The following is a 24,910-nucleotide window of genomic DNA, read 5'->3' as shown; positions in this document are numbered from 1 at the left end:
TCATCACCGCTCGCTCACGACTGCATTGTCGAGTTCGTCGATATCGACGCCCGGCCGTTCGGCACGATTGGTCTGCAGCACCCAGCACCGCCCGGCGCTCGGGTGCACCCAGAACTCGGTGCCCGCCCAGCCGCCGTGGCCGTACGTGTCGCGGTCGATCAGGCCGGGAGCGCGGGTGCGCAGATTGAACGCGAAGCCCCAGTCCTGACCGCGCTCGATCGGGTAGGGATCCAGGCGCGGGATGTCGCCGGTGAGGGGGCGCAGCATCATCCGCAGCGTCGCCGGGGCGAGGATGCCGTCGGTCTCGCCGGCGTGGATGCGCAGCAGTTCGGAGCCGATGCGCAGCAGATCTTCGGCGCGGCCGAGCAGGCCGGCGCCCGCAGACCGGTTCGCGCGGAACTGATCGATGTCGAGCCCGGCCTCGGCGGCATCCACCACGTCCATCGATCCCTCGTGGTCGAGTGCGAGGCCGTCGGCGCCGATGGAGTGCGCCCAGGCGAACGTGTCCTCGTGCCAGGGGACGCCGGTCGCGTGCTCGGTGAGCGCCGCGATGCCCTCGAAGGCGATCGTCGAGTACCGCGATGCGGTGCCGGCACGGAAGTCGCGATCCCGGCTGAGCAGCTCGGTGCGCAGCGGCACGGCCGTGTCGAGTTCGGGTTCGCTGATGCCGGACGTGTGGCTGACCAGGTGGCGCAGCCGCACGACGTCGTCACGGTCGGCGCCGAACTCCGGAAGCGCCGCCGAAAGCGGGGTCTCGAGCGTGAGGAGTCCGCGCTCCACCGCGCGGGCGGCGGTGATGCCGACCAGCGCCTTCGTGACCGAGAACTGCGGGTACACGGCATCCGTCGCCGCGCCGAACCCGTCCAGCGCGACGATGCCAGCGGCATCCGCGATGCCCAGCACGGCGGTGGGCAGGCGCTCCGCCTGCACATGCCGACGTGCCCAATCGAAGGCTGCGGTGTACGCGGTCATCACTCCACCTCGTGTCCGAGATCGGGGCGCGCGAGGAAGCGCGCCGTGGCATCCGTCATGGCTTCGAGTTCGACGATGACGACGTCGTTGCGGCCTGCGCGCGTGGCGGGTCCCGGCACGTACAGGGTGCGCTGCGGGCCGCGACGCCAGTAGCGGCCCAGGAAGAAGCCGTTCACCCAGGCGTAGCCCTTGCCCCAGCCGGCGGTGTCGAGGAACAGGTCGGCGGGCTCGTCCAGGTCGAAGCTCCCCCGCAGACCGACGGGCCCGGTCGCACGGCCGTTCGCGATCGGGGTCGCGGCCACGGCGCCTGACACCGTGGCATCCGACACCGCGGCGCCGAGGGCGGCGACGTCGAAGGTGCGCACGTGCCACGGGCCCTCCAGGGCCGTGCCGTCCAGCAGCGGGACGCCGATCAGGCCCTTGGCCTCGCCGATCTTCTGGTCGTAGTTGACCCGGCCGGTCTCCTCGACCAGCAGACGCAGCTGCTGTCCGGCGGGGATCGCCAGGGACAGCTCGCCGATCGTGCGCTGCAGGCGTCCGACCGCCGTCCCGTCGCGCTCGACCCAGGCGTAGTCGCGCACTTCGGCCTCGAGCACACCGGCGCCCGCGGCATCCGTCGTGTACTCCGCCAACACGACATCGGAACCGAGCTCGTCCATCGTCGGCGGCGTCGCGAAGGCGCCGCGGTCGGTGGCGACCAGGTCGAGCGGGGCGGCGACCGCCTCGAGTTCGGCCCGCGGCGTCGGGGCCGCGACCGGTTCCGCGACCGGCAGATCGGGCACCGGAGCGTGCTTGGCGATCACCTCGCGGTAGGCGTGGAACTTCTCGGTCAGGTCGCCGGACTCCGTGATGGGGGAGTCGTAGTCGTAACTGGTCACCATCGGCAGGTAGCGTCCGGAGTCGTTGGCTCCTGCGGTCAGGCCGAAGTTCGTGCCGCCGTGCACCATGTAGATGTTCACGGACGCCCCGGCCGCCAGCAGTCGGTCCAGGTCCGCCGCACTGTCGGCGAATGCCGTGGTGTGGTGCTTCTCGCCCCAGTGGTCGAACCAGCCGCACCAGAACTCCATGCACATCAGCGGCCCGGTCGGCTGGTACTCCCGCAGCGTGGCCAGACGCTCGTCGATGCGCCCGCCGAAGGAGCCGGTCTTGTGCAGTTCGGGGTGCGAGCCGTTCTCGAGCATGTGCGGGATGGGCTGGTCGACCTGCGTGAGCGGCACGGTGATGCCGCCGTCGCGCGTGACGCGGATCAGCGCTTCGAGGTAGTCCTTGTCGGCGCCGTACGCGCCGTACTCGTTCTCGATCTGCACGAGGATCACGCTGCCGCCGCGGTCGATCTGTCGGGGCGCGATGATCGCGTTGACCTTCTCGAGGTACGAGGTGACCTCGGCCAGATACGCCGGATCGCTGCTGCGCAGCTTCATGCTCTTGTCGGCCGTCAGCCAGGTGGGCAGGCCGCCGTTGTGCCACTCGGCGCAGACGTACGGGCCGGGGCGCACGATCGCGTGCATGCCCTCCTCGGCGACGATGTCGAGGAAGCGGCCGAGGTCGACGTCGCCGTCCTGACGCCACTGGCCCTTGACAGGCTCGTGCGCGTTCCAGGCGACGTAGGTCTCGATGGTGTTCAGGCCCATCAGGCGCGCCTTGCGGATGCGGTCGCGCCACAGATCCGGGTGCACGCGGGGGTAGTGCATGGCACCGGAGATGATGCGGTGCGGGGCGCCGTCGAGAAGGAAATCGGTCTCGCCGATCACGAAGCGGGAGGTCATGACCTCAGCGTATCGGAAAGCGCTTTCTGTCTGAAGTGCGGGCGCGTCAGCGGAAGCGGATGCCGAGCCCGACGTGCACGGTCTCGGTGAGTCTGCCGTCGCGGACCGCCACGGGCGAGGGCTCTGCGAGGGCGCCGAGCTCGCCGAAGCCGGCGTCCTCGACATCCTCCGTCCAGGGCTCTGCGACGGTGCCGGGCAGGGTGAGTGCCAGCTGTCCCGACAGCTCGGGCAGCAGGTGCGGATGCAGAGCCGCGCCGTGCTGCTCGGCGAGGTCGGCGATGCGCCGGAACGGCGTGATGCCGCCGACACGCACGATGTTCGGCTGCACGATCTGCGCGGCGCCCGCCCGCAGGAAGTCCCCGAAGCGGTGCGCGGTGTGCACGTTCTCACCCAGCGCGATGGGGACGGCGCTGGAGCCGGCCAGGCGGCGGGCGAGTTCGGTGTGCCCTGCAAGATCGTCGGCGCGCAGCGGCTCCTCGATCCAGGAGAGCTCGAACGCCGAGAGCGCATCGATCGAGCGTGTCGCGCGGTCGAGGTCCCAGCGCTGGTTGGCGTCGATCATCAGCTCGCGGTCCGGCCCGAGCACGTCGCGCACGGCGGCCACGCGCTCCAGATCCTCCTCCAGTGAGGGGCGGCCGACCTTGATCTTCACGGCCGCGAATCCGGCATCCGTCCACCGCCGCACCTGTGCGGTGAGCTCGTCCAGCGAGTAGTGCAGGTTCACGCCCGAGCCGTAGGCGCGCACGGAATCGCGGTGGCGGCCCAGCAGCGACGACACCGGCAGCGAGCGGCTGCGGGCCTCGGCATCCCACAGCGCCAGGTCCAGGCCCGCGAGCGCGATGGTCGTGATGCCCCCGCCGCCGGCCTCGTGCAGGTGCTCCCACAGGCCCTGCCATGCCTCGCCGGGCACGGCCGAGCGACCGATCGCGGCGGCCGCGATGTCATGCGCGAGGAGTGCCTGCACGGCCTCGGCGCCGATCTGCGGCGTCCACGAGAAGCCCCATCCCTCGGCGCCGTCTGCGCGCACGACGTGCGTCTCGATGACGCCGACCGAGGTGACGTCCGCGCCCCAGGGGCGTGTCAACGGCACCCGCAGCAGTCGGGCCTCGAACCGGGCGATCGTGCTCACAGCAGGGCGCGCCCGGCCTCGAGGATCTCGGCGAGTCGGCGCTCCTGGTCGGGCGTCGGGTCGACGAGCGGCGCGCGCACGGAGCCGACCGGCATCCCCTGCAGCCGCAGGCCCGTCTTGATCAGCGAGACGCCGAAGCCCGGGGTCTCATCGCGCAGGCCGACCAGCGGCCGGTAGAAGCCGTCGAGCAGCTCGAGCCGGCGTGCCTCGTCGCCGTCGACGTAGGCCCGGTAGTAGGCGTTCGCCACGTCGGGGATCATCGCGAAGGCGGCCGAGGAGTACAGCGGGATGCCGATGCCGCGGTAGGCGGCCTGGGTGAGCTCGGCGGTGAGCAGACCGTTGAAGAACGCGAAGTCCGCCCTGCCCTCATCGGCGACCGCGCGGACGATCAGCTGGGCGGCGCCGATGTCGCCGGTGCCGTCCTTGAATCCGACCACACGGGGGTTCTGTGCCAGACGACGCATCGAGTCGACGGTGTACTGCGCGATGCCGCGGTGGTAGACGATGACGGGCAGATCGGATGCCGCAGCGATCTGCTCCACGTAGGAGATCAGGCCCGCCTGGGTTCCGCCGACCATGTACGGCGGCAGCACGAGCAGTCCGTCGGCTCCGGCATCCGACGCCGCCTTCGCGACCTCGATCGCGTGCCCGAGCGTGCCACCGGCTCCGGCGATCACGGGCACCCGGCCGGCCACGGCGTCGGTGGCGGTGCGGACCACGGATGCCGCCTCGCCGGCCGACAGGGCGTGGAACTCGCCCGTGCCGCAGGCCGGGGAAAACGCCCCCGGCGCCGGCGGCGACGCCGCGGTCGACATGCTGGGCGAGCAGCTCGTGATCGATCGCGCCGTCGGCGGTGAAAGGGGTGACGGGGAAGAAGAGGATGCCGTCGAAGTTCATGCCGGAGCTCCCTGGGTCGGGGTGTGCGGGTGGGGTGCGAGTTCGGTGCGCCAGGACCGCTCGGGGCGCCAGCCGAGCAGCCGACGGGCCTTCGCGCTCGAGAACGCGGGTGCGGTGCCGGTGAGCACAGAGGCGAGCTCGTCGCTGCCCGGCACGAAGCGGGGGAGCAGGTCTGCCAGCGGCTCACGGGCCAGCGCGTCATCGGCGCCGACGATGAAGGTCTCGCCGTTGGGGATCTCCGGCATGGCCTGCAGCAGGGTGTCGGTGAAGTCGGCGACGTCGCGCGCGTCCACGTAGTTGAACAGCGCGGGGGCGGACAGTGCGGGCTCGTCCAGGCGCTCGCGCACCGTGTGCCCCTGCTGGGTCGGCGCACCGCGCCATTCCTCGGGAGCGATCACGTAGCAGGGACGGAAGGAGGCGAATCGGATGTCGTCGCGCTGGCGCTGCAGCATGGCCATGGTCTGCTCGACCAGGTGCTTCGAGAGCGCGTAGGCGTGCGAGGGCTTCGGTGCGGTCTGCTCGTCGAGGGGGAAGCGATCGGGCAGCCAGCCGGATGTCCCGTAGCCGAGCACGGTCAGGCTCGACGCGGCAACGATGCGGCCGATTCCGGCGCGCACGGCACCGCCCAGCACGCTCATGGCAAGGGCGGCGTTGGTGCGCAGGATGACGTCCTCCGGTGCGCTGAACGGCACGGCGATCGCAGCGAGGTGGATCACGGCGTCGGCCTGCGCCTCCTGCAGGGCGGATGCCGTGGCATCCGCATCCGTCAGGTCGATCGCCAACTGCTGCGCGTCGGCGAGCTGCGGGACGTCGGAGACCGCGCGGTCGAAGGAGACGACCTCGTGACCGCGTTCGGCGAGTCCGGCGACCAGACTGCGGCCGAGCCGCCCGGCGCCGCCGGTGACGACGATGCGGCTCATCGTGCGCCTCGTCCCTCGTCGGCGTTCTCGAGCAGGTGGACGCCGAGGTCGGCGACCTGCACCGGCATCCCGGTCTCCAGTGATCGGTTGCCGGCGATGCCGACGGCGATCGAGCGGATGCCGTCGCTCCAGTCCGCCGGGCGCGCCAGCGGGTCCTCGCCCGGGCCGACGAAGACGTCGTTCAGCAGCAGCACATCACCGCCGCCGTGACCGCCGGAGTCTCCGGGGATGGGCACCTCGTACGCCTCGCCCCAGTGCTTCTGCACGATCAGGTGCTCGCCCTCGGGGCGCAGGCTCGTGGGGCGGTCAGCGCCCGTCAGGCTCGGGTCGATCGCCGGGTGCAGCCCTTCGCCGGCGAGCACGGCGCCGCGCTCGACGACCGTCAGCTCGGCGCGGCCGAGGGTGCCGTTCACAGCGACCCGGTAGCCCTCCCACGGCGAGTGCGCATTGAGCGAATACGACAGCGTCGCCCCCGAGGCGTAGTCGACGATCAGGGCGAGGTTGTCCTCGATCGTGATGCCCTCACTGAACACGTCGCGGTCGCGCAGATAGCCGTCGTGCTGCTCGGCATCCAGGTACAGCGCCTTCAGTCGCGGATCCTTGCGCAGATCCAGCTCGAACAGGTCGCCGTCGTCGTGGGTTCCGCGTGCGGGGCGGTCGCCGAGGCCACGGGCCGCCGCGTTCTCGGCGCCGTAGAAGCGCAGACCACCGGATGCGAACACGCGGCGCGGCTGCGAGCGCAGCCACCAGTTGACCAGGTCGAAGTGGTGGCTGGATTTGTGCACGAGCAGCCCGCCGGAATTCTTCTTCTCGCGGTGCCAGCGGCGGAAGTAGTCGGCGCCGTGGTTCGTGTCCAGCATCCACGAGAAGTCGATCGAGGTGATCTCGCCGATCTCGCCGTCCTGCAGCACCTGCCGCAGCGCGCTGTTGCGCGGCGAGTAGCGGTAGTTGAAGGTGAGCACGACCTGTCGGCCGGTGCGGGCGACGGCCTCTTCGATGCGCGCGGCACTGGGGGCGTCGATGGTCAACGGCTTCTCGACGACGACATCGGCACCGGCCTCGAGGGAGCGAACGATGAGCTCGGCGTGCAGGTCGTCGCGCGCCGTGATGATGACACGGTCGACCTTCTCCTCGCGGATCAGCTGCTCGAGCTGGTCCGGTGCGCCGATGCGGGGAGCGGGATCGCCGGCGTCGACCACTGCGCGGGCGTGGATCTCGGCGCGCACCGGGTTCGGCTCGCAGATGGCGACGAGCTCGGCCCGCTCGCGGTGCTCGCCGATGATCGCGCCGACATACATCTGTGCGCGGTGACCGGCTCCGGCAAGGGCATATCGAAGGCGTGGCATCGATGACTCCAGATCTCAGGAAACGTTTTCTCAGGCTATCACGCGGGTCATGGTCGGAGACAGGGGCGGTCAGTGCGCGGCGGGTGCGGTGCTCGCGCGCACGACGATCTGCGGTGCGAGGGTCACGTCGGTCTCCGGCTCGCCGCCGGAGAGCAGGGCGTGCATGGCGGCCCAGGCGCGCTCGCCCAGATCGGCGGCGGGGACGGACGCCGTCGTCAGCGGAGGACTCGTGTAGGCGGAGAAGGGGATGTCGTCGAACCCGGCGATCGACAGGTCGTCGGGAACCCGCACGCCGCGGCTCGTGACCGCCGAGAGCAGTCCCATCGCGACGAGGTCGTTGAATGCGAGGGCGGCGGTCGCGCCGCTCGCGAGCACTGCATCGGCTGCTGCGGCGCCGCTGTCGAAGTCGACCCCGGCGCTGATCTCGACGACCTCCAGTGCGGGATCCGCGTCGGATGCCGCGGCGATGGCGCGTCGGCGGGCCTCACCCGATGCGCTGCGTACCGCCCCCGACAGGAACGCGAGGCGTCGATGTCCGAGCGACTGCAGATGGGCGATGAGCCCGGCGGTCGCGACGCCGTAGTCGGCGGACACCGTCGGCACCTCGGGCTGCGGCGGACGGTTGATGACGACCGCCGGCCCGATCGCGGGGAGCAGGGCGGACAGCTCGTCCTGGGGGAGGCGGGGCGCGCAGAGGATCACGCCATCGGTGCGCCGCCGGGTCGTGACGGCGATCTCCTGCTCGTCCTCCACGCGCTCCTCGGTGTCGGAGATCAGCACGTGGTAGCCGTCCTTGGAGGCTGCGTGACTGAGCCCGCGCAGGATCGCCTGGAAGGTCGGGTTGGCGAGATCGGGGACCACGACCGAGATCGTCTGCGTGCGCCCGAGCACCAGACTGCGGGCGAGCGGATTGGCCGAGTAGCCGAGACGGGCGGCGACCTCGCGCACCCGCTCCGCCAGCGCGGCGTCGACCGTGGGGTTGCCGTTCATGACGCGCGACACGGTCGACAGTGAGACTCCCGCCTCGCGGGCGACCTCGGTGATCTTCGCCCGCGGCATCCGTCCTCCTGCTGTCGGAGACGAGCCTACGGTGGGTGCGGGCCGGAGAGCGTTCCGTGTCGTGTGTCATCACGGCGTTGCCCGCACGCCGTACGCTCGAGATCGCCCCCGATGAAGAACACCATGTGAGGAGACCGTGCGATGGCACTGACGCTCAGCCGCACCGACCGTGCGGTGTCGGTCGCCGACGGCGACGTCGAGCTGTTCCGCTACGTGACCCGGCCCGACACCGTGCAGCTGGAGTCGCCGAAGCCTTACCTCGACCCGATCCGCACCCGCGCCGGCCACGTGGTGAGCCTGTTCCGCCCGTGGGACCACGTCTGGCACAAGGGCCTCGCCTGGTCGCTGCCGGTCGTCGACGACGAGAACTTCTGGGGCGGGCCGACCTATCTGCGTGACCAGGGCTACGTGCAACTGTCCAACGACGGCACGCAGGCCCACATCGACACGGCCGTCGCGGCGGTCGAAGGGCACATCGCGACTTTCTCCCACGACCTGGAGTGGATCTCCGAGGGCGGACGCCCGATGTTCGTCGAGCGCCGCACGGTGACCGCCCGGATCCTTGACGACACCGCCTGGGCCCTCACCTTCAAGACCGCCATGACCAACACGACCGATGCCGCGATCTCGATCGGCTCGCCCACCACGCGCGGGCGCGAGAATGCCGGCTACGGCGGCCTGTTCTGGCGTGGGCCCCGCTCGTTCACCGAGGGGCGCCTGGTGACCGCCACGGGCACCGGAACCGGCTCGGATGTGCGCGGGCAGCGTCACGAGTGGATGGGGTTCGTGGGGCGTCACGATGCCGTCGACGCCACCTCGCTGATCGTGATGACGGATGCTGCGGACAACCCGCACCACCCGCCGCAGTGGTTCGCCCGCTCGGAGGAGTACGCCGCGCTGAATCCGGCACCGTTCTTCAGCGAGGAGCTGCGCGTGGCGGCAGGGCAGAGCGTGGTGTTCCGCTATGCGGTGGGGATCGCGGACGCCGACGCAGACGACGCGCCGCGGATCGCCGAAGCGCTGCGCGGCCTGCTGATGAACGGCACGCGCCCCGATTGAAACGTTATGATCGATCCGTCCCCCGAGGAGGATCGATGTCGCCCCACACCCCGTCCGACCGCACGGTGCCATCCGAAAGAACACTGCGCTGCGTGCTCGTCGGCACCGGATCCGTCGCCAACCTGCATGCGAAGGCCGTCGCCGCGCACCCGCGCGCGCAGCTCGTCGCGGTCGCCGACATCAGCGCCGATCGGGCGGCCGCCTTCGCCGCCGAGTACGACGTACCGGAATCGTACGGCGACTACGACGAGATGCTCGCCGCACAGCATCCGGATGTCGTCCTGATCTGCACCCCTCCAGGGCCCCACCGGGCACAGACCCTGGCCGCCTTCGCCGCCGGCGCGCACGTCATCGTGGAGAAGCCTCCGGCGCCCTCGCTCGACGAGCTCGACGACATGCGCGCAGCCGCGCTCGCCGCCGACCGGCAGCTGGCCGTCGTCTTCCAGCAGCGCACCGGCACGGCCGCCGCGCACGTGCGCGGACTGCTGACCGGCGGGGCACTGGGCCGGCCGCTGGTCGCCGTCTGCCAGACGCTCTGGTACCGCGACGCGGACTACTTCGCCGTGCCGTGGCGCGGCAAGTGGGAGACCGAGGGCGGCGGCACGACGCTCGGCCACGGCATCCATCAGATCGACCTGCTCGCCCACCTTCTCGGCGACTGGTCCAGCGTGCAGGGGCGCCTGTTCCGTCTTGATCGCGAGACGCAGACCGAGGACGTCTCCACGGCCACGATCGTCTTCGACGCCGGAGTCGTCGCACAGGTCATCACCAGCGCGGTCTCGCCGCGGGAGACCAGCTCGATCCGCATCGACGCGCAGAAGGCGACCATCACGGTCGACCACGTCTACGGGCATGGGCACGAGAACTGGCGCATCACCCCGGCGCCCGGATTCGAAGCCGAGGCGGAGGGGTGGGCCTTCCCGGATGCCGAGGAGCGCAGCGACCACGCGCCGCTGCTGCGCGACGTCTTCGACGCCCTTCTCGACGGCACTCCGCTGCCGCCCACGGCCGATGCGCCCGCGCGCTCGCTGGAGATCGTGGCGGCGATCTACGCCTCCGCGGCCGCCGACGGCGCAGCCATCACGCCGGAGCAGCTGGCGGGGCACCCGACGCACCGCGCCGGCTTCAGGAGCCCCGTGCAGGACCTGCGTCCGTGACCGATCTGTTCCGTGATCCGGTCTACGACGGGGCCACCGACCCTCGCGTCGTCATCGACAGCGCCGGCGACTGGTGGATGTTCTACACCCAGCGTCGGGCCAGCCTGGCAGAGCCCGGACCGGGCGTCGCCTGGGTGCACGGCAGCCGCATCGGCGTCGCCATGTCGGCTGATGGGGTGGCGTGGGAGTACGCCGGGACGCTGGAGCCGACGGCATCCGGTCTTCTCCTCGAGCCCGGGCCACCGCCCGCCGACGTCGACCGCACTCACTGGGCACCCGAGGTGATCTGGGACGGCGCGCAGTGGCGCATGCACCTCACCGAGATCGACGGCGTCCCCGACCGGTGGCAGGGCCACGTGCGCGAGATCGTCGAGTACGTCTCGGAAGACCTGCGCGACTGGCGTCGGATCGCACCGCTCGCGCTCAGCAGCGACCGGGTGATCGATGCGGCGATCGCGCAGACCCCCGATGCGCTCTGGCGGCTCTGGTACAAGGACGAAGCCGCCGACTCCGTCACCATGGTCGCCACCTCGCCCGACCTGCGCGACTGGCGCGTGGACGGAGTCGCGATCGGCGGGAACCCGCACGAGGGGCCAGACGTGTTCGAGCTCGGCGGGTTCTGGTGGATGCTCGTGGACGAATGGCGGGGGATGGGCGTGCACCGCTCGGACGACGGCATCCGCTGGACCCGCCAGGGCGGACCCGATGATGTGATCCTCGGGTCCGCGCCGAACGGCGGCCACGCCCATCACGGCGCTCACGTGCGCGACGGCGAGAACGTCTGGTTCTACTACTTCGGACAGGCGGATGCCGAAGTGCATGCGCCGAGTGGTGAGCTGCGCCGCTCGGCGGTGCATCGCACACGGTTGGCGGTCGAAGCGGGCGTCTTGGGCCTCGGAGAGTCACGGAACGGTGGAGTCCCTCGCGGCATCCGGTCTTGAAAAACGTTTCAATTTGAGTTAGTTTGCAGGGAAGCGCTTTCCCATGGACCCTCGGGCAGCGCGCCTTGCACCCACATGGACACGGATGTCCCTCGGCTCAGCCGCAGGGGGGATGTTCACAGAGAGGACAAAGATGTTCAACAAGAAGCGATTGGTGGCCGCGGCCGCGCTCGCGACCGGAGCGGTGCTTGTTCTGGCCGGTTGCGCCGGTGAGACGGCCGATCCCTCCGCCACGTTCAACCCCGACGAGAAGGTCACCCTGAACCTCGCGTTCTGGGGCAACGACGTCCGCGCCGATCTGTACAACAAGGCGATCGACGCGTTCAACGAGGAGTACCCGAACATCAAGGTCAACTCGACCTTCCTCGGCTTCCCCGAGTTCTGGGAGAAGCGGCAGACCGAGGCGGCCGGCGGCGGTCTGCCCGACGTCATGCAGTTCGACTACTCGTACCTGCGCCAGTACGCGCAGAACGGGCTGCTGCTGGACCTCGGCCCGTACCTCGGCGGCATCATCGACAAGAAGCCGCTCGCCGACAACATCCTCAAGATCGGCGTCGTCGACGACACCACCTACGCGATCCCCACCTCCACCAACGCCTGGGGCCTGTTCACCAACCCGAAGCTTCTCGAGACCGCCGGTGTCGAGAACTTCGAGGGCGGCAGCTGGAGCGACTACACCGACTGGATGAAGTCGGTCACCGACGCCTCGGACGGCAAGGTCTTCGGCGGCAGCGACTACACCGGTCGCATCCAGAACTTCGAGCTGCAGCTGCGCAGCGAGGGCAAGAACCTCTTCAACGAGGACGGCACCCCCGGCTTCGACGAGAAGCGTCTCGCCGAGTTCTGGAACGAGGGCGCCGCGGCACGCGATGGCGCCGTCCTTCCGCAGCAGCAGGCAGAGGAACTCCTGCCGCTCAGCGCCTTCGACGCCGCCAAGACCGCCAGTGAGCTGACGTGGGACAACTTCGGTGCCGGCTACCTGGGCAACCTGGGCGAGGGCTACACCGAGCTGGGCCTGGTCGCCCCGCCCGTCACGAAGGACGGCGCGAAGGACCTGTACCTGAAGCCGTCGATGCTGCACGCGATCTCGGCCAAGACCAAGCACCCCGAGGCTGCTGCGACGCTGGTGGACTTCCTCATCAACTCGCCCGAGTCCGGCAAGATCTTCGGCACCAACCGTGGTCTGCCCGCCTCGACGACGGCTCTGGAAGCAGCCGACCTCGACCCGATGAGCACGCAGATCAAGGACTATGAGGCCTCGATCGCCGACCGCCTCGGCGACGCGCCGCCCGTGCCGATCGTCGGCTACGGCAGCCTGGAGGAGAAGTTCCGCGTGCTGGGCACCGAGCTCAACTTCGGAACCGTCAAGGTGGATGATGCTGTGAAGCAGTTCTTCACCGAGATGGACGTCGTCCTCAACCAGTGAGGCATCGCCGGCGGATCGGGACAGCTCCCGATCCGCCGGCGCACCCTCCACACCCGCCCGCACACCCGGAAGGACAGCCCCGTGAGCACCACTGCGACAAGGGTCATCGTCACCGAAGACCGCCCCAGCGCGCATCTGCTGCGCAAGGGCCGACGCGAGGTTGACCCGACCCGCCCCGGCCAGCGCACTCGCGCGCGACGCGAGACCGCCGTCGGCTTCGCATTCCTCACACCGTGGCTGATCGGCTTCCTCGGTCTCACCCTCGTGCCGATGGCGTACTCGCTGTACCTGTCGTTCACGCGGTACAACATCTTCCAGCCGCCGCGGCTGATCGGCTTCGACAACTACATCCGGTTGTTCACCAAGGACCCGGTGTTCCTGCAGTCGGCCGAGATCACCCTGATCTACGTGTTCGTGGGAACCCCGATCACGCTCGCCGCAGCGCTCGGCGTCGCGATGCTGCTGAACTACCGCGACAGGGGCTCGGGGTTCTTCCGCTCCGCGTTCTACGCGCCATCGCTGATCGGCGCCTCGGTGTCGGTCGCCATCGTCTGGCGGGCCATGTTCGCCACCGACGGCCCCGTCGACAGCGGCCTGCAGATCTTCGGCATCGACCTCGGCGGCTGGATCGGCAACCCCGCCATGGTGCTGCCGATGATGATCCTGCTGCACGTGTGGACCTTCGGCTCGACCATGGTCATCTTCCTCGCCGGACTCAAGCAGATCCCCAAGGAGCTGTACGAGGCCGCCGAGATGGACGGAGCCGGTGCGTGGCGCCGATTCCGGGCGGTCACCATCCCGATGCTCTCCCCGGTGATGTTCTTCAACCTGCTGCTGGGCCTGATCGGCGCGTTCCAGGTCTTCGCATCCGCGTACATCATCTCCAACGGCACCGGCGGACCCGCCGGAATGACCAACTTCATCACCGTCTACCTCTACAAGCGGGGCTTCTCGGACGGGCAGATGGGCTACGCCGCAGCGATCGCCTGGGTGCTGCTGATCGTGGTCGCCCTGCTGGCATTCATCCTCTTCCGCACGCAGAAGTCCTGGGTGCACTACGCAGGAGACGACAAATGACCTCCACGACCGCCGACAGCACCCGCCGGGTGGCTGCCCCCGCACGGCGCAGGGTCAAGCGCAAGACCGTCCAGACCGTGATCTGGATGGTGGGCCTGATCATCCTCACCGTCATCGTGCTCTACCCGCTGGTCTGGCTGTTCCTGTCGACCTTCAAGCCCAACGACGAGTTCGGGCAGAACCCCGGCCTGTTCCCGGTCAGCCCCACGCTGGACAACTACGGCAAGGTCATGGAGGGCATCGCCGGAGTGCCGATGTGGCGCTTCTTCCTGAACTCGCTCATCCTGGCCGCCTCCGCGGTGGTCGGCACGGTGATGTCGTCGGCGCTCGCCGCCTACGCATTCGCCCGCGTGCAGTTCAAGGGTCTCGGCATCCTGTTCGCCGCCATGATCGGCACGCTGCTGCTGCCGTTCCACGTCGTGATCATCCCGCAGTACATCATCTTCAACAAGCTCGGCTGGATCGACACCTTCATCCCGCTGATCCTGCCGAAGTTCCTGGCCACCGAGGCGTTCTTCGTGTTCCTGATCGTGCAGTTCATCCGCCAGATGCCGCGCGACATGGATGAGGCGGCGCGCATCGACGGGGCGGGACACCTGCGCATCTTCTGGTCGATCATCCTGCCGCTGATCCGGCCGGCGCTGATCACCTGCGCGATCTTCGCGTTCATCTGGACCTGGAACGACTTCCTCAGTCCGCTGCTGTATCTGACCAGCCCCGAGAACTATCCGCTCCCGATCGCCCTGCGGCTCTACAACGACGCCTCATCCGGCGGTGCCGACTACGGCGCGACGGTGACCGCCTCGTTCGTGGCACTGGTCCCCATCCTGCTGTTCTTCATCGTGTTCCAGCGCTTCCTCGTGGACGGGGTCGCCACGCAGGGTCTGAAGGGCTGAGCATGTCGCCGACTCGTCGTCGTGGGAACCGGGCCGCAGTGCGCGAGGCGCGCTCCGGTGCCGGTCCTGTCGGCGAGGACTTCGTCGCCGGGCCGCATCCCGGGGCGAAGGCGAAGTTCGGTCTGTTCGGCGAGGTGCTCACGGTCGGCCTGCTGATCGCACTCGTCTCGCTGGCGGTGGTCACCCTGCCGATCGCGCTGGCCGCGGGCATCCGTCAGCTGCGTCGGTTCGCCGCGGCTGAGGACTCCCGGGCAGCGCTGTTCTGGGCGGATGTGCGAACCGGCATCCTGCCGTCTCTGGTCGTCGGCGTGCCGGCCGTGCTGATCGCCGCTGTGCTCACCGTGGACGTCGTGCTGGCCCGCTCCGGCGTACTGCCCGGCGGCGAGATCGTGGGGGTCGTCGGCTGGGCGGGCCTCGTGATCCTGGCGGTCGCGGTACTGGTCGCAGCCGGTGCCTGGTCGCCGCAGGCCGGATGGCGGGCGGCGGTTCGTGAGGTTCCCGGGATCGTGCGAGCGGATGCCGTCGGCGCGCTCTACATCGCGGCCACCGCCGTCTTCGTCGGCGTGGTGACCTGGGCGCTGATCCCCCTGTTCATCCCGGCGATCGGATGCGCCGCACTGGCGGTCGTCGCCGTCCCGGTGCGCCGTCGGCGCTGAAACTTCTGCTGTCGTCACACCCGTTCGAGAGTTCTATGGAAGAGGTCCCGAGAATGAGAAAATCCCTGAATCGACGTCTGATCGTCGTCGCATCGGCGGCCGCCGCCGGTGCACTGATGCTGGCCGGATGCGCCGCGGCGGAGCCGGCCGCCACGTACGATCCCGAGGCGGAGGTGTCGCTGGACTTCGCGTTCTGGGGCAACGACGACCGCGCTGATCGCTACAACCAGCTGATCGAGGCGTTCAACGAGAAGCACCCGAACATCACGATCAAGGTCACCTTCAGCGACTTCCCCAGCTACTGGGAGAAGCGCGCGACCGAGGCGGCCGGCGGCGGCCTTCCCGACGTGTTCCAGTTCTCGGACAGCTACCTGCGTCAGTACGCCGAGAGCGGGCACGTGATGGACCTGGCGAAGGTGAAGGACTACATCGACTTCTCCACGTTCGACGACTCGCTGCTCGGCACCGGCCGGCTCGACGACGTGCAGTACTCCCTGCCGACCGGCTACAGCATGTGGGCGAACTTCGTGAACGAGGATCTGCTGGCCGAATACGGCATTCAGGCGCCCGAGGCCGGCTCCAGCCCCGAGGACTTCAACACCTGGATGGCGGATTTCACTGAGGCATCCGACGGCAAGGTCTTCGGCGGCACCGACTACACGCAGCGCATCCAGGGCTTCGAGCTCGTGCTGCGCGCCGAAGGCGAGAACCTCTACACCGCAGACGGCAAGCTCGGCTTCACGAAGGACGAGCTGAAGGACTACTGGTCCAGCGGCGCCGAACTGCGCGACGGCGTCACCGTCCCCCAGCAGCGGCTCGAGGAGATCAGCCCGAAGTCGGGCCTGGGCGGTCAGCTGACCGCGAGCGAGATGAGCTGGAGCAACTTCCTCGGCGGCTACCTCGCCGACTCCGGCGCGAAGGCGATGTCGATCGTGGCACCGCCCACAGCGGTCGAAGGGTCGAAGGACCTCTACCAGCAGGGCGGTCTGCAGATCGCGCTCGCGCCCAACACCAAGCATCCGGAAGCCGCCGCGACGTTCCTGGACTTCATCGTCAACAGCGAGGACGCCGGGCGCATCTTCGGCACCACCCTGGGCTTCCCCGCCTCGTCGAGCAAGCTGGCCGGCACCACGCTGGAAGGCATCGACAAGCAGGTCGCCGACTACATCGCCTCCGTCGCGGATCGCGTCGGCGAGGCGCCGCCCGTGCCGGTCGTCGGATACGGATCCCTGGAGCAGAAGTTCTGGGACCTCGGTCGCGAGATCGGCCTCGGAACCGTGTCCGTCGATGATGCGGTGAACCAGTTCTTCGACGAGGCCGACGTCATTCTGCAATGAGAGGTGACGTCGTTTCCGGGTGAGACCCGCTCGGGATGAGAAGGTGGAACGCACGCCCTTCGCGGGCGGCAGTGGGAGGGGAACTGCATGGCAGTTGGCGTCAAGGATGTCGCGGCTGCGGCCGGGGTGTCGGTCGGAACCGTGTCGAACGTGCTCAACCGACCCGAAAGGGTCTCCGTGCAGACAGTGGCGCGCGTGCAGAACGCGATCCGCGAGCTCGGCTTCGTTCGCAACGACGCCGCCCGCCAGTTGAGGGCCGGGCGCAGCCGCAGCATCGGACTGGTGGTGCCCGACATCGGCAACCCCTTCTTCGCCGAGGTCGCGCGCGGTGCGGAGGATCGGGCGGCGGAGGCCGGGATGACGGTGCTGCTCGGCAACAGCGATGAGAACGTCCATCGGCAGGACGCGCATCTCGCGCTGTTCCAGGAGCAGCGGGTGAATGGTGTGCTGCTCACGCCGGCATCCGACGACCTCGCGTCGGTGCAGCGCTTCGCCGCGGGCGGGATGCCGGTGGTCCTGGTCGACTGGGAGGTCGATGCCGAGGCCTTTCCGTCGGTGTCGGTCGATGACGTCGAGGGCGGACGGCTCGCCGTGCAGCACCTGCTCGACGGCGGGCGACGGCGGATCGCGTTCGTGTGCGGTCCGCGCAGCGTGCAGCAGGTCGCGGATCGTCTGCGCGGAGCGGAGGCTGCCGTGGCAGCGCCCTCCGGCGCGACGCTCGAGATCATCGAGCAGTCGTCGATGACAGTGCTGCAGGGGCGGGCCGCGGGGGAGCTGCTCGCGGCACGTGCGGTCGGAGATCGACCGGATGCTGTTTTCGCGGCCAACGACCTGCTCGCGGTCGGATTGCTGCAGGCGTTCAGTTTCGGCTCCGGCATCCGCGTTCCCGAGGACATCGCGATGGTCGGATACGACGACATCGACTTCGCCTCGGCCACCGTCGTGCCGCTCAGCTCCGTGCGCCAGCCCGCGCGACTGCTGGGCTGGACCGGGGTCGACCTGCTACTGAAGGAACTCGACGGAGTCGACCATGAGCGGCGGGTGCGCTTCCAGCCCGAACTCGTCGCGAGGGATTCCAGCGGCGGCTGATCTCGATTCGTGACTGCCCTGCGGAACCGTTATGATTACAACGCGCATCCACGCTCTTTCGAGCCGGATGCCTGGAGACGTCGCATAGTTCGGCCTAGTGCACCACCCTGCTAAGGTGGAGTCCTCGCAAGGGGACCGAGGGTTCAAATCCCTCCGTCTCCGCCATAAAAGTCCTGGTCAGGGGCTAGATTCCGAAGCCCGGCCGATCGCTCAGATCGCTCGCTTGGGACGAATCTGGGCTCCAAGTGTACGTGGAGTGTACGCGATTCTGAGATCTGCTCTCTGCATTGGCCAATCTGTTGACGAAATCCCGGCGTTGGCCTTCGCCCAGGATGTGCGCGTACGTCGTAAGAACCGTCCGGGCCTCATCTCCGAGATACTCGGCCACCTCGTTGACTGGCGTGCCCAATCTCAACCACGTCGATGCTGCGAAGTGTCGAAGCGCGTGTCGACGGAACCCGAGCGGGAACTTGCGAACAAGGTTCGCGGACAACTGTCCTCCGAGCCGGTTGGTGAAGACGTAGCTGCCGGATGATTTTCCGGCGGCGTGGGCGCGGAAGATCTCTACCGCGCGAGGCGAAAGCGGTATCGATCTCGTGCCACGCCAGGACTTGGGGCTCTTTTCCGAGTATCCATCTGAGTGTGAACGTCCCACGTCGAGCTGTTCCAGTCCATGCTTGCTTAGCCAACTCACGCGCGCGGCTCGCGCCTCGCCCCACCGGATCCCGGTCAGGGACATGAACTCGAACACGTCGGCAATGTCGGAGCGCCGTTCCCGGAGCGCCGCCAGAGTCACGGTGACCTGTTGAGCAGTGGGGATCTCGCTGAGGCTGAGTGTTCGCTGCGCCGCCATGCCGAGCTCGGGGATCTTCCTCATTGTTCTGACTGGATGCGGCTGGCGAAGCAGATCGTGCTCGGCCGCGTACGTGAACAGGGCGCTGAGTGTCGTCCGTGCCCGCGCGACGGTTGCCGGAGCCTTCCCGGATTGCAACTCGGCGATCAGATGCTCACGGACGTCATCGGACTGGATCGACGACAGGGGTCGGACAAGGAGTCGCTTCGACAGCGCGGCAAGGTTGTGATTGTCCGTGTCTATGGTGTGCGGGTTCCCGCTTTCTCGTGCGCGCTGGAACATCACCACCAGTTCACCCAGACTGATCGACTTGGTCGGAGGAAGGGGGCGACCAGTGGTCAGCAGGTGCTTCTGCTCTCGCTCCCATGCCTCGGCATCGCTCTTCCGGTGGAACGTCTTGGTGGCAACCTGGACATTCCCGACCTTGACGCGGGCGAGGTATCTCGTCTTGCCCGCGCTCGTCTTTCGCGTCTCGACGCTCACGTCGCCACCCCCGCGAGGCGTTCGACGTCGATGCGTCGGTAAATGCGCTTGTGCTCGGTGATGTGCACGGGCGGGACGGGTGCTTTGCCGTCGACGGCGAGGTGGCGCAGGGTCGTGCGGTGTATGCCGAGGAGCAGCGCTGCTTCCTCTTCAGAGTAGAACAGCGGGGTGAGGGCAGCGGCCGGCGTGAGTTCTGTGTCGGTGAGTTGTGGGTTAGCCATCTGCCTGGCGGCCGACGTTGTACGTCATGCCCTCCAGGCGTCCCGCGTCGCGGGCCTTCTTGATCCAGTCAGAGGCGGTGCGGTGGGGGATGTCGAGTTCGACCTGCACGGCACGGACGGGTGGTGTGCCGGAGAGTGCGGCTGCGCCGTAGAGGATCTCGATGACTTCCATCCGCTCGTCTTTCATCCCGCGTTTCACCGCGGCAGCCGCCATCCACGACGGGATGATCCGACCCTCCGCGGAGGTGAGGTCCGCAATGGACGTCCACGTGTCACCCGGCTCGTCCGTGAGCCGCACAGCAATGCAGTGAGGAATGGCAGCCTGCAGGATCGCGACGGATGCCGTTCGCCGCAGTGCTTGCTGATCGAAGTCGTCCCGGACTGCCCGGTTGATGATCGCGGTGACGATGTAGCGGCCCTCGTTGGCGTTATAGTGCGCCTCGATTGTGGTCTCCACACCGGTGTCTTCATCGGTGGTGGAGGCTACGAATGCGGGGGCTATGCGCAGCGCGGACCCGACGGGCTGCGTGGCTGAGTGCCACGTCATCGTCTTGCCGTCGAGATTGTTCACGTCGACCTTCACCCCCTTAGTTTGCCTTACCGCACTGGAGATTCGCAGATCCTTCTTGCCAAGTGTACGACTAAGACGTTTACTTGTGTCAATACCCAGTTTAAATACGCAAGAAGGGTGATGCTGATGTCTGAGTTGAAGATCATTTCGCTCGCGAACCAGAAAGGCGGGATGGGCAAGACGACGGTCACGATGCAGCTCGCGGCGGCGTTGTCGCGCCGGCATCGTGTGCTCGTGGTGGATGTCGATCCGCAGCAGTCCACGGTGTGGTGGGCGGAGAACGCCGACAAGCACATGCCGTTCGATTTCGCCGGACGTCAGCATCCGTCGGTCCTGTCCCGCCTGTCGCATCTCGCCGGCGAGTACGACTTCGTGATCGTGGACACTCCAGGGAGCCTGGAGGATACCCGCACCCTGGAAACGGTCGTCGACGCCTCGGACTTCGTGATCGTCCCCCTGGCGCCCGAGCCGCTCGCGGTCGAGCCCACAATGCGGACGATTCAACGGTTGATCGAACCGCGCGGCATCCGTTTCGCGGTTCTGTTGAATCGGATTGACCCGCGGGTTCATGGGCAGTTGGACACGTGGAAGGAACTCCTCGACGTCACCCTCGGTATTCCACGCCTGGACGCCTACCTGCGTCAGTACAAGGCGCAGGCTGACGCTCCGGTGCTGGGAAGCCTCGTCACGACGGTCCGGGACAACCGGACCACGCAGGGCGCGATCTGGGACGTCACCCGACTCGGCCTAGAGATGATCGAGCAGCTGAGCCCCCAGTTGCAGGGAGCGTGGTGAATCATGGGGCACGTCAATCTCGGCGAGCGACTGGAGAAGACCCGGGTGCGCCTCGCGCGCCAACAGGACGGCGCGGCGGAGCCGGTCGCGAAGTTCGCGCAGCTCACCAGGAAGGAGACCCGGGTTCGTGAGGACCAGTACGCGCAGCTGACGAATCTCGCCCGCTCGCTGATGCGCCGTCGGGTCTCGCGTCGTGAGCGCATCACCGAGAACACCCTCATCCGCGTCGCCATCGACCTCCTCCTCGCCCACCAGGGCGAGCTGCGCGGATCGGACGAGGTGGAACTCCGACGCTCTGTGGCTTCCGGAGTTCCAGACTTCCGAAGTTTGAAAGCCGCAGACTCACAGAGTCTGGAAGGCGCGCGCTCCCGAAGTGGGGGAGTTGCGGTGTCGCGGACTGCGGATGTTCGGGACATCGGATGTGCCGAGGCGTCGGAGTCACGAACGCGCGGAGACTCGCACTCCGGCGACGCGGCGGTCCCGGCTAGCGGATGGGGGACGAAGTCATGACGCGTGTCACGGTGTACTCGACCGGGCCGTCCTGCCAACGCTGCCGACTCACCTGCCAGCGCCTCGACGCGCTCCGCATCCGATACGACCTGGTCGACATCCAGGCCGAACACAACGCTGCCGTACGTGCCTTCCTCGTCGACGAGCTCGGCTACCGCGAAGCGCCGATCGTCGAAGTCGGGTTTGCACGGTGGTCCGGGTTCCGACCAGACCTCATAGACGGGATCGCGGCTGGTCTCGGACTCGGTTGACCGGAGTGGGATGCCCGTGTTGACGGCACCGCCGGCTGCAAGAGGATAGTGGACCGAGTGCTGGTCCGTTCCGCGCTTTCGCGGCATATCCTCCCTCGCTGGCGCTCAGTCCGGTATTCCACGACGCGGCACTGCCCAGCCCCCGCCCACTAAGGATCGGCAGCTATCCGGACGGCGCCAGAATGCGCGATCGACTCACCGGGAGATCGAAGGACCCGACTCCGCGGGTGTGACAGTAGGGGCGGCCACATCGACGACCTCTGGCTGCACCTGCAGGCGCTTGAGAGCAGCGAGATCTGCTGCCAACTTCTGCTGCTGGATCCTCACGACCTCAGAACCCGGCGGCACGGGCAGCTCCGGCACGACGCGTCGGATCGCCATCTCATGCAGCTCGATGAGGGAGTTAATAGCGGGGGCGGGGACGGTTCGCAGAGAGCATGCGTACTCGGTGGTGTGTCGCAGTTCGCTCAACCACTGGGTCACGTCGAGAGCGCTCATCGCCTCTGACCGTGCAGTGCTCAGCGCGACGGATGCTCCGCTCAGCATCCCAGACTCTGACCGTTCGGCATCGAGCACGGACACCCGCCCGACCAACGGGCTATCCGCGGCAGCCACGATCGGTGCACTCACGTGCCGCATACTCTGCTCATTCTCCGTTGGAGTGACGAACTCCGCCGGCTGCCTTTCCCGCATGCGGCGTAGACCACGCGTCGAAGCCGGGTGTCGGCGGCCCGGCAGCCCAAAATGTTCGACTCATCACCTGCTCAAACTTGTTCACGCTTGGACTCCCGATGATTGCCTCATCTTGAGGTCATACCACGCGCTCTCGACAGCTCGGCGCGCGGCGCGGAGAGCCAAGCTTCTCCCGGACGCGTCCGTTGCCACAGCAGACTCGGAGAACGACCACCCATTAGTCATCTGCTACCAACCTGATGGCCGAGTGCAATCAAAATGACCGCGTCATACGTCCACCCACGCCCTCGTGCGCGCGGATGCCAGGACAGCATCGATGGCCCGAGCATTGTTCACACCATCCAAGAATGTGGCGACACCCTGCTCGGGCGCCGTTCCCTGATAGATCGCGGAGATGCTCGCGCTGAGCGACCGTGTCGGCGAGTCGATGCCTACCGTCCGCATCCCCTCCGTCTTGTTGCCGAATCTCAGCAGGTTGGGATGCTCGGATGACCAGACGGCACTGCCGCGCGTCGCGTCGATCCGCAGTTCAATCTCGTCGAACGCTCCGTGAGCGAGTTGAGTGCCGTACACCTGCCCCACGGCACCGGATTCGAACGTCAGCAGGCTGGCGAAGAAGTCATCGTTGGGCGGATTCACCATTCCACGATCCGTGTCGGTGACATACTCCCGCGGCCCACCATAGCCGAGCACGCCCGATGCGGCCGTGATGCGTGCGCCCAGCACGAACGCGGCCAGGTCAAGCCAGTGAGAGCCGATCTCGGTGATTGTGCGCGACGGACCGACTTGCTTCGGATCAAGTCTCCAATCCAGCCCGGTCGGGGTGGCGTTCCACTGTTGGCGATAGTGGCCGTTGACCGAGACGGCTGTGCCGATTGTGCCCTTAGCCATGATCGACCTCAGAAGCTGGATGCCCTCATCCATTCGGCGGTTAAAGTTCAACCATGCCTCTGTCGGGGTACCCTGCACGGCATCGAAGGCGTCCTGCGCAAGAGCCCCGGTAGGGGCGAGGGGCTTCTCGCTGACGATGGTCAGTGCGCGCGCCGCCGCAGCTCGAATGGGTTCATTATGGTTCATCGGTGTCGTGCAGATGTGCACGTGCGTTGCTCCTGCCGTGTCCATCGCCGCCTCGATCGACGGTGCGGAGACGGCGCCCCATGCTCTGGCGAATCGGTCCCGGCTATCGGCGCGGGGACTCCAGACGACGGCGGGGCGGTGGCCCAGTTCGACGAGGGCTCGGGCATGACTGTGAGCGATGAGACCGGAGCCCATGAACACCGGTACAACGTTCGCGGACGTCATCATGAATGAAGGCCGGCGATTGATGCAGATGTGTCCTGCACCGCGGCGGGCTCGACATCCTCGCCACGCTGAGTCGTCGTGCGCGCCTCGCGAAGCGCATCGCCGACGATCTTCGTGAAGGATTCCGGCGTGCTGTTCTGCCGGTAGACACGAACCACCTGTCGGGTCGCGTTGAGAACGCCGCGGACAGCGCCCTCTCGAAGATCCTCGGGAAGAGACTCGATGTCGGAGGTCTTCGCCGCCCCGACGACGCGACGGGACATCTCGCCGGCCGCGAACAGCCAGGAATCCTCTTGCCACGTGACGATGCGCTCTTCCAGAAAGCACTCGCGCCAGACCCGGGGATCGATTCGTCCGGGCCAGAGGGCGCGCATCTCGTTCTCGAAGGCATGCCAGGACTCGCCGACGAACGACAGGATCTGATCGGCCCGAGCGTCCTCACCGAGAGCGACGCTTCGAGCGGCGGCGAAGACGAAATTCGCCCAGAGAAGCCCGTGATCGAAGCCGACGGGGCCGTAGAACGCGAACTCGGAGTCGAAGACCTTGACGCTGTCGTCGGTCGTGGAGCCCTTGGCACTTCGCACCATGACCGAGCCGGTGTGCAGGTCGCCGTGAATCAGCGCTTCCGCCTGCGTCATAAACTTCCACTTCGCGCGGCCCATCGCTGAGACGAACTCCTCGTCAGCGGCGAGCTCGCGCAGATCCGCGTGGTTGGCGGGGATCGTTCCATTTCTGCCGCTGTCGACCGACGGCTCGGTGAACACCAAGTCCTCGGTGATCTGGCACAACTCGGGGTTCAGAGACCTCGCCTGCACGGCGGCGAGGACATGTCGGTCCATTCCCAGAGCGGAGGTCCCGAATGCGACGGCCGCGATGTACTGACCCACCGCCTTGGCGGCCCCTTGATGAATGATCCCGTTGTTGAGCGCAGCGCGCCATACTGTGTGATCGCTCAGATCTTCCAGGGCGATCAGGTACCGGTCCGCGTCGTAATCGACGACCTCGCACACGGTGGACGGCGCGAGTTTCCCATGCAGACGCAGCGAGTCGACCTCGAATCGTGCGCGTTCGGGCGTCATCGGCCAGCTGTCACCGGTCATCCGCACATACGGCAGGGCCTGCTTCAGGCACAGTCCGCGTCCGGACCGATCATGGGTGAGGAAGACCAGGTTTAGGTTTCCATCGCCGATCTCGGCGATGTCCTCGAGTTGGTCGGCATCGATGCGCTCGGCGAGTGCTGGTCGGCTGCGCAGGTAGTCGGCGACGGAGTCCACGTCGAGGATCTCGTAATCTTCGCGACTGTTGTGTCCCATTCTTGTCAACCTCTCTGGTGATCGAACGACGATCATCAATGATCGTCAGCCTGGTTCCCGTGAGCATCAGGAATACTCGGGGAGGAGTGGAACAGGGTTCTTGTAACCGTGTTGTCACAGTTGTAAGACAACACCCGTAGCGTAAGATAGCTCAACAGTAGTTGTCAATGTTGTGACGTCGAGGAACAGGT

The 24,910-nt window shown here is 67.7% G+C and carries 24 protein-coding genes, 1 tRNA gene and 1 pseudogene; 13 read left to right on the top strand and 13 right to left on the bottom strand.

The window, feature by feature from the left end; translation table 11 throughout:
* Positions 1–3: 3 nt before the first annotated feature.
* From QF046_RS08790 to QF046_RS08760, 7 genes and pseudogenes are all read right to left on the bottom strand, one after another.
* Positions 4–972 carry a serine hydrolase gene (locus QF046_RS08790; protein ID WP_307368619.1) on the bottom strand — a complete coding sequence of 323 codons (969 nt, stop codon included), beginning with the start codon at positions 970–972 and terminating at the stop codon, positions 4–6.
* Positions 972–2,738: a glycoside hydrolase family 35 protein gene (locus QF046_RS08785; RefSeq protein ID WP_307368617.1), complete on the bottom strand. Its 1,767-nt coding sequence runs from the start codon at positions 2,736–2,738 to the stop codon at positions 972–974. Before QF046_RS08785 ends, QF046_RS08790 begins: the two co-directional genes overlap by 1 nt.
* 46 nt (positions 2,739–2,784) lie before the next feature.
* Positions 2,785–3,867, bottom strand: a complete 1,083-nt coding sequence (locus QF046_RS08780) for a mandelate racemase/muconate lactonizing enzyme family protein (RefSeq protein ID WP_307368614.1) — start codon at positions 3,865–3,867, stop codon at positions 2,785–2,787.
* Positions 3,864–4,764 (bottom strand): annotated as a pseudogene (locus tag QF046_RS08775) (5-dehydro-4-deoxyglucarate dehydratase). Before QF046_RS08775 ends, QF046_RS08780 begins: the two are co-directional and overlap by 4 nt.
* Positions 4,761–5,684 carry an NAD(P)-dependent oxidoreductase gene (locus QF046_RS08770; RefSeq protein WP_307368609.1) on the bottom strand — a complete coding sequence of 308 codons (924 nt, stop codon included), beginning with the start codon at positions 5,682–5,684 and terminating at the stop codon, positions 4,761–4,763. Before QF046_RS08770 ends, QF046_RS08775 begins: the two are co-directional and overlap by 4 nt.
* Positions 5,681–7,030, bottom strand: coding sequence for a Gfo/Idh/MocA family protein (locus tag QF046_RS08765; protein WP_307368607.1), 1,350 nt, complete (start codon positions 7,028–7,030; stop codon positions 5,681–5,683). The genes QF046_RS08770 and QF046_RS08765 overlap by 4 nt, the downstream gene beginning before the upstream one ends.
* A 69-nt stretch (positions 7,031–7,099) precedes the next feature.
* Complete coding sequence (locus QF046_RS08760; RefSeq protein WP_307368603.1) at positions 7,100–8,089, bottom strand: LacI family DNA-binding transcriptional regulator; 990 nt, start codon at positions 8,087–8,089, stop codon at positions 7,100–7,102.
* A gap of 141 nt (positions 8,090–8,230) precedes the next feature.
* On the opposite strand from QF046_RS08760, the gene QF046_RS08755 reads away from it, so the two are divergent.
* From QF046_RS08755 to QF046_RS08710, 10 genes are all read left to right on the top strand, one after another.
* The gene (locus tag QF046_RS08755) at positions 8,231–9,148 is read left to right on the top strand and encodes a PmoA family protein (protein ID WP_307368600.1); all 918 of its coding nucleotides are present in this window, start codon (positions 8,231–8,233) and stop codon (positions 9,146–9,148) included.
* 35 nt (positions 9,149–9,183) lie between these two features.
* A complete protein-coding gene (locus QF046_RS08750) occupies positions 9,184–10,305 on the top strand; it encodes a Gfo/Idh/MocA family protein (protein ID WP_307368597.1) in 1,122 nt (373 codons plus the stop codon).
* Positions 10,302–11,246 (top strand): hypothetical protein, encoded by a 945-nt coding sequence (locus QF046_RS08745; RefSeq protein WP_307368594.1) that lies wholly within the window; start codon positions 10,302–10,304, stop codon positions 11,244–11,246. The genes QF046_RS08750 and QF046_RS08745 overlap by 4 nt, the downstream gene beginning before the upstream one ends.
* Positions 11,247–11,379: 133 nt before the next feature.
* On the top strand, positions 11,380–12,672 hold the full coding sequence (locus QF046_RS08740; RefSeq protein WP_307368591.1) for an ABC transporter substrate-binding protein: 1,293 nt from the start codon (positions 11,380–11,382) through the stop codon (positions 12,670–12,672).
* 81 nt (positions 12,673–12,753) lie between these two features.
* On the top strand, positions 12,754–13,749 hold the full coding sequence (locus tag QF046_RS08735) for a carbohydrate ABC transporter permease (RefSeq protein WP_307368588.1): 996 nt from the start codon (positions 12,754–12,756) through the stop codon (positions 13,747–13,749).
* The gene (locus QF046_RS08730; RefSeq protein ID WP_307368584.1) at positions 13,746–14,645 is read left to right on the top strand and encodes a carbohydrate ABC transporter permease; all 900 of its coding nucleotides are present in this window, start codon (positions 13,746–13,748) and stop codon (positions 14,643–14,645) included. Before QF046_RS08735 ends, QF046_RS08730 begins: the two co-directional genes overlap by 4 nt.
* 2 nt (positions 14,646–14,647) lie before the next feature.
* A complete protein-coding gene (locus QF046_RS08725) occupies positions 14,648–15,301 on the top strand; it encodes a hypothetical protein (protein WP_307368581.1) in 654 nt (217 codons plus the stop codon).
* 53 nt (positions 15,302–15,354) lie between these two features.
* Positions 15,355–16,638 carry an ABC transporter substrate-binding protein gene (locus QF046_RS08720; protein ID WP_307368578.1) on the top strand — a complete coding sequence of 428 codons (1,284 nt, stop codon included), beginning with the start codon at positions 15,355–15,357 and terminating at the stop codon, positions 16,636–16,638.
* An 87-nt stretch (positions 16,639–16,725) separates the two neighbouring features.
* The gene (locus QF046_RS08715) at positions 16,726–17,727 is read left to right on the top strand and encodes a LacI family DNA-binding transcriptional regulator (RefSeq protein WP_307368575.1); all 1,002 of its coding nucleotides are present in this window, start codon (positions 16,726–16,728) and stop codon (positions 17,725–17,727) included.
* A gap of 73 nt (positions 17,728–17,800) precedes the next feature.
* A tRNA-Ser gene (locus QF046_RS08710) sits at positions 17,801–17,892 on the top strand.
* A 19-nt stretch (positions 17,893–17,911) separates the two neighbouring features.
* Here QF046_RS08710 and QF046_RS08705 read toward each other — a convergent pair.
* From QF046_RS08705 to QF046_RS08695, 3 genes are read right to left on the bottom strand one after another with little or no spacing between them, the layout of a single operon-like run.
* Positions 17,912–19,063 carry a hypothetical protein gene (locus tag QF046_RS08705; protein ID WP_307368571.1) on the bottom strand — a complete coding sequence of 384 codons (1,152 nt, stop codon included), beginning with the start codon at positions 19,061–19,063 and terminating at the stop codon, positions 17,912–17,914.
* Positions 19,060–19,284: an AlpA family transcriptional regulator gene (locus tag QF046_RS08700; protein ID WP_307368568.1), complete on the bottom strand. Its 225-nt coding sequence runs from the start codon at positions 19,282–19,284 to the stop codon at positions 19,060–19,062. The genes QF046_RS08705 and QF046_RS08700 overlap by 4 nt, the downstream gene beginning before the upstream one ends.
* Complete coding sequence (locus tag QF046_RS08695) at positions 19,277–19,867, bottom strand: hypothetical protein (RefSeq protein WP_307368566.1); 591 nt, start codon at positions 19,865–19,867, stop codon at positions 19,277–19,279. Before QF046_RS08695 ends, QF046_RS08700 begins: the two co-directional genes overlap by 8 nt.
* A gap of 114 nt (positions 19,868–19,981) precedes the next feature.
* On the opposite strand from QF046_RS08695, the gene QF046_RS08690 reads away from it, so the two are divergent.
* From QF046_RS08690 to QF046_RS08680, 3 genes are read left to right on the top strand one after another with little or no spacing between them, the layout of a single operon-like run.
* Positions 19,982–20,650, top strand: a complete 669-nt coding sequence (locus tag QF046_RS08690; protein WP_307368562.1) for a ParA family protein — start codon at positions 19,982–19,984, stop codon at positions 20,648–20,650.
* Positions 20,651–20,653: 3 nt separating this feature from the next.
* Positions 20,654–21,160, top strand: a complete 507-nt coding sequence (locus QF046_RS08685; RefSeq protein WP_307368559.1) for a hypothetical protein — start codon at positions 20,654–20,656, stop codon at positions 21,158–21,160.
* Positions 21,157–21,411, top strand: a complete 255-nt coding sequence (locus QF046_RS08680; RefSeq protein ID WP_307368556.1) for a glutaredoxin family protein — start codon at positions 21,157–21,159, stop codon at positions 21,409–21,411. Before QF046_RS08685 ends, QF046_RS08680 begins: the two co-directional genes overlap by 4 nt.
* 195 nt (positions 21,412–21,606) lie before the next feature.
* Here QF046_RS08680 and QF046_RS08675 read toward each other — a convergent pair whose 3' ends face one another.
* From QF046_RS08675 to mtnK, 3 genes are all read right to left on the bottom strand, one after another.
* On the bottom strand, positions 21,607–22,041 hold the full coding sequence (locus tag QF046_RS08675; protein ID WP_307368553.1) for a hypothetical protein: 435 nt from the start codon (positions 22,039–22,041) through the stop codon (positions 21,607–21,609).
* Positions 22,042–22,371: 330 nt separating this feature from the next.
* The gene (locus QF046_RS08670; protein WP_307368550.1) at positions 22,372–23,409 is read right to left on the bottom strand and encodes a Gfo/Idh/MocA family protein; all 1,038 of its coding nucleotides are present in this window, start codon (positions 23,407–23,409) and stop codon (positions 22,372–22,374) included.
* Positions 23,406–24,719, bottom strand: coding sequence for an S-methyl-5-thioribose kinase (mtnK, locus tag QF046_RS08665; protein WP_307368548.1), 1,314 nt, complete (start codon positions 24,717–24,719; stop codon positions 23,406–23,408). The genes QF046_RS08670 and mtnK overlap by 4 nt, the downstream gene beginning before the upstream one ends.
* Positions 24,720–24,910: the final 191 nt, after the last annotated feature.

The organism is Microbacterium sp. W4I4, from assembly GCF_030816235.1.
In the GTDB taxonomy this organism is placed as follows: Bacteria; Actinomycetota; Actinomycetes; order Actinomycetales; family Microbacteriaceae; genus Microbacterium.
The sequence above is the reverse complement of the archived record's forward strand: the minus strand, read 5'-3'. Positions and strand labels throughout refer to the sequence as shown.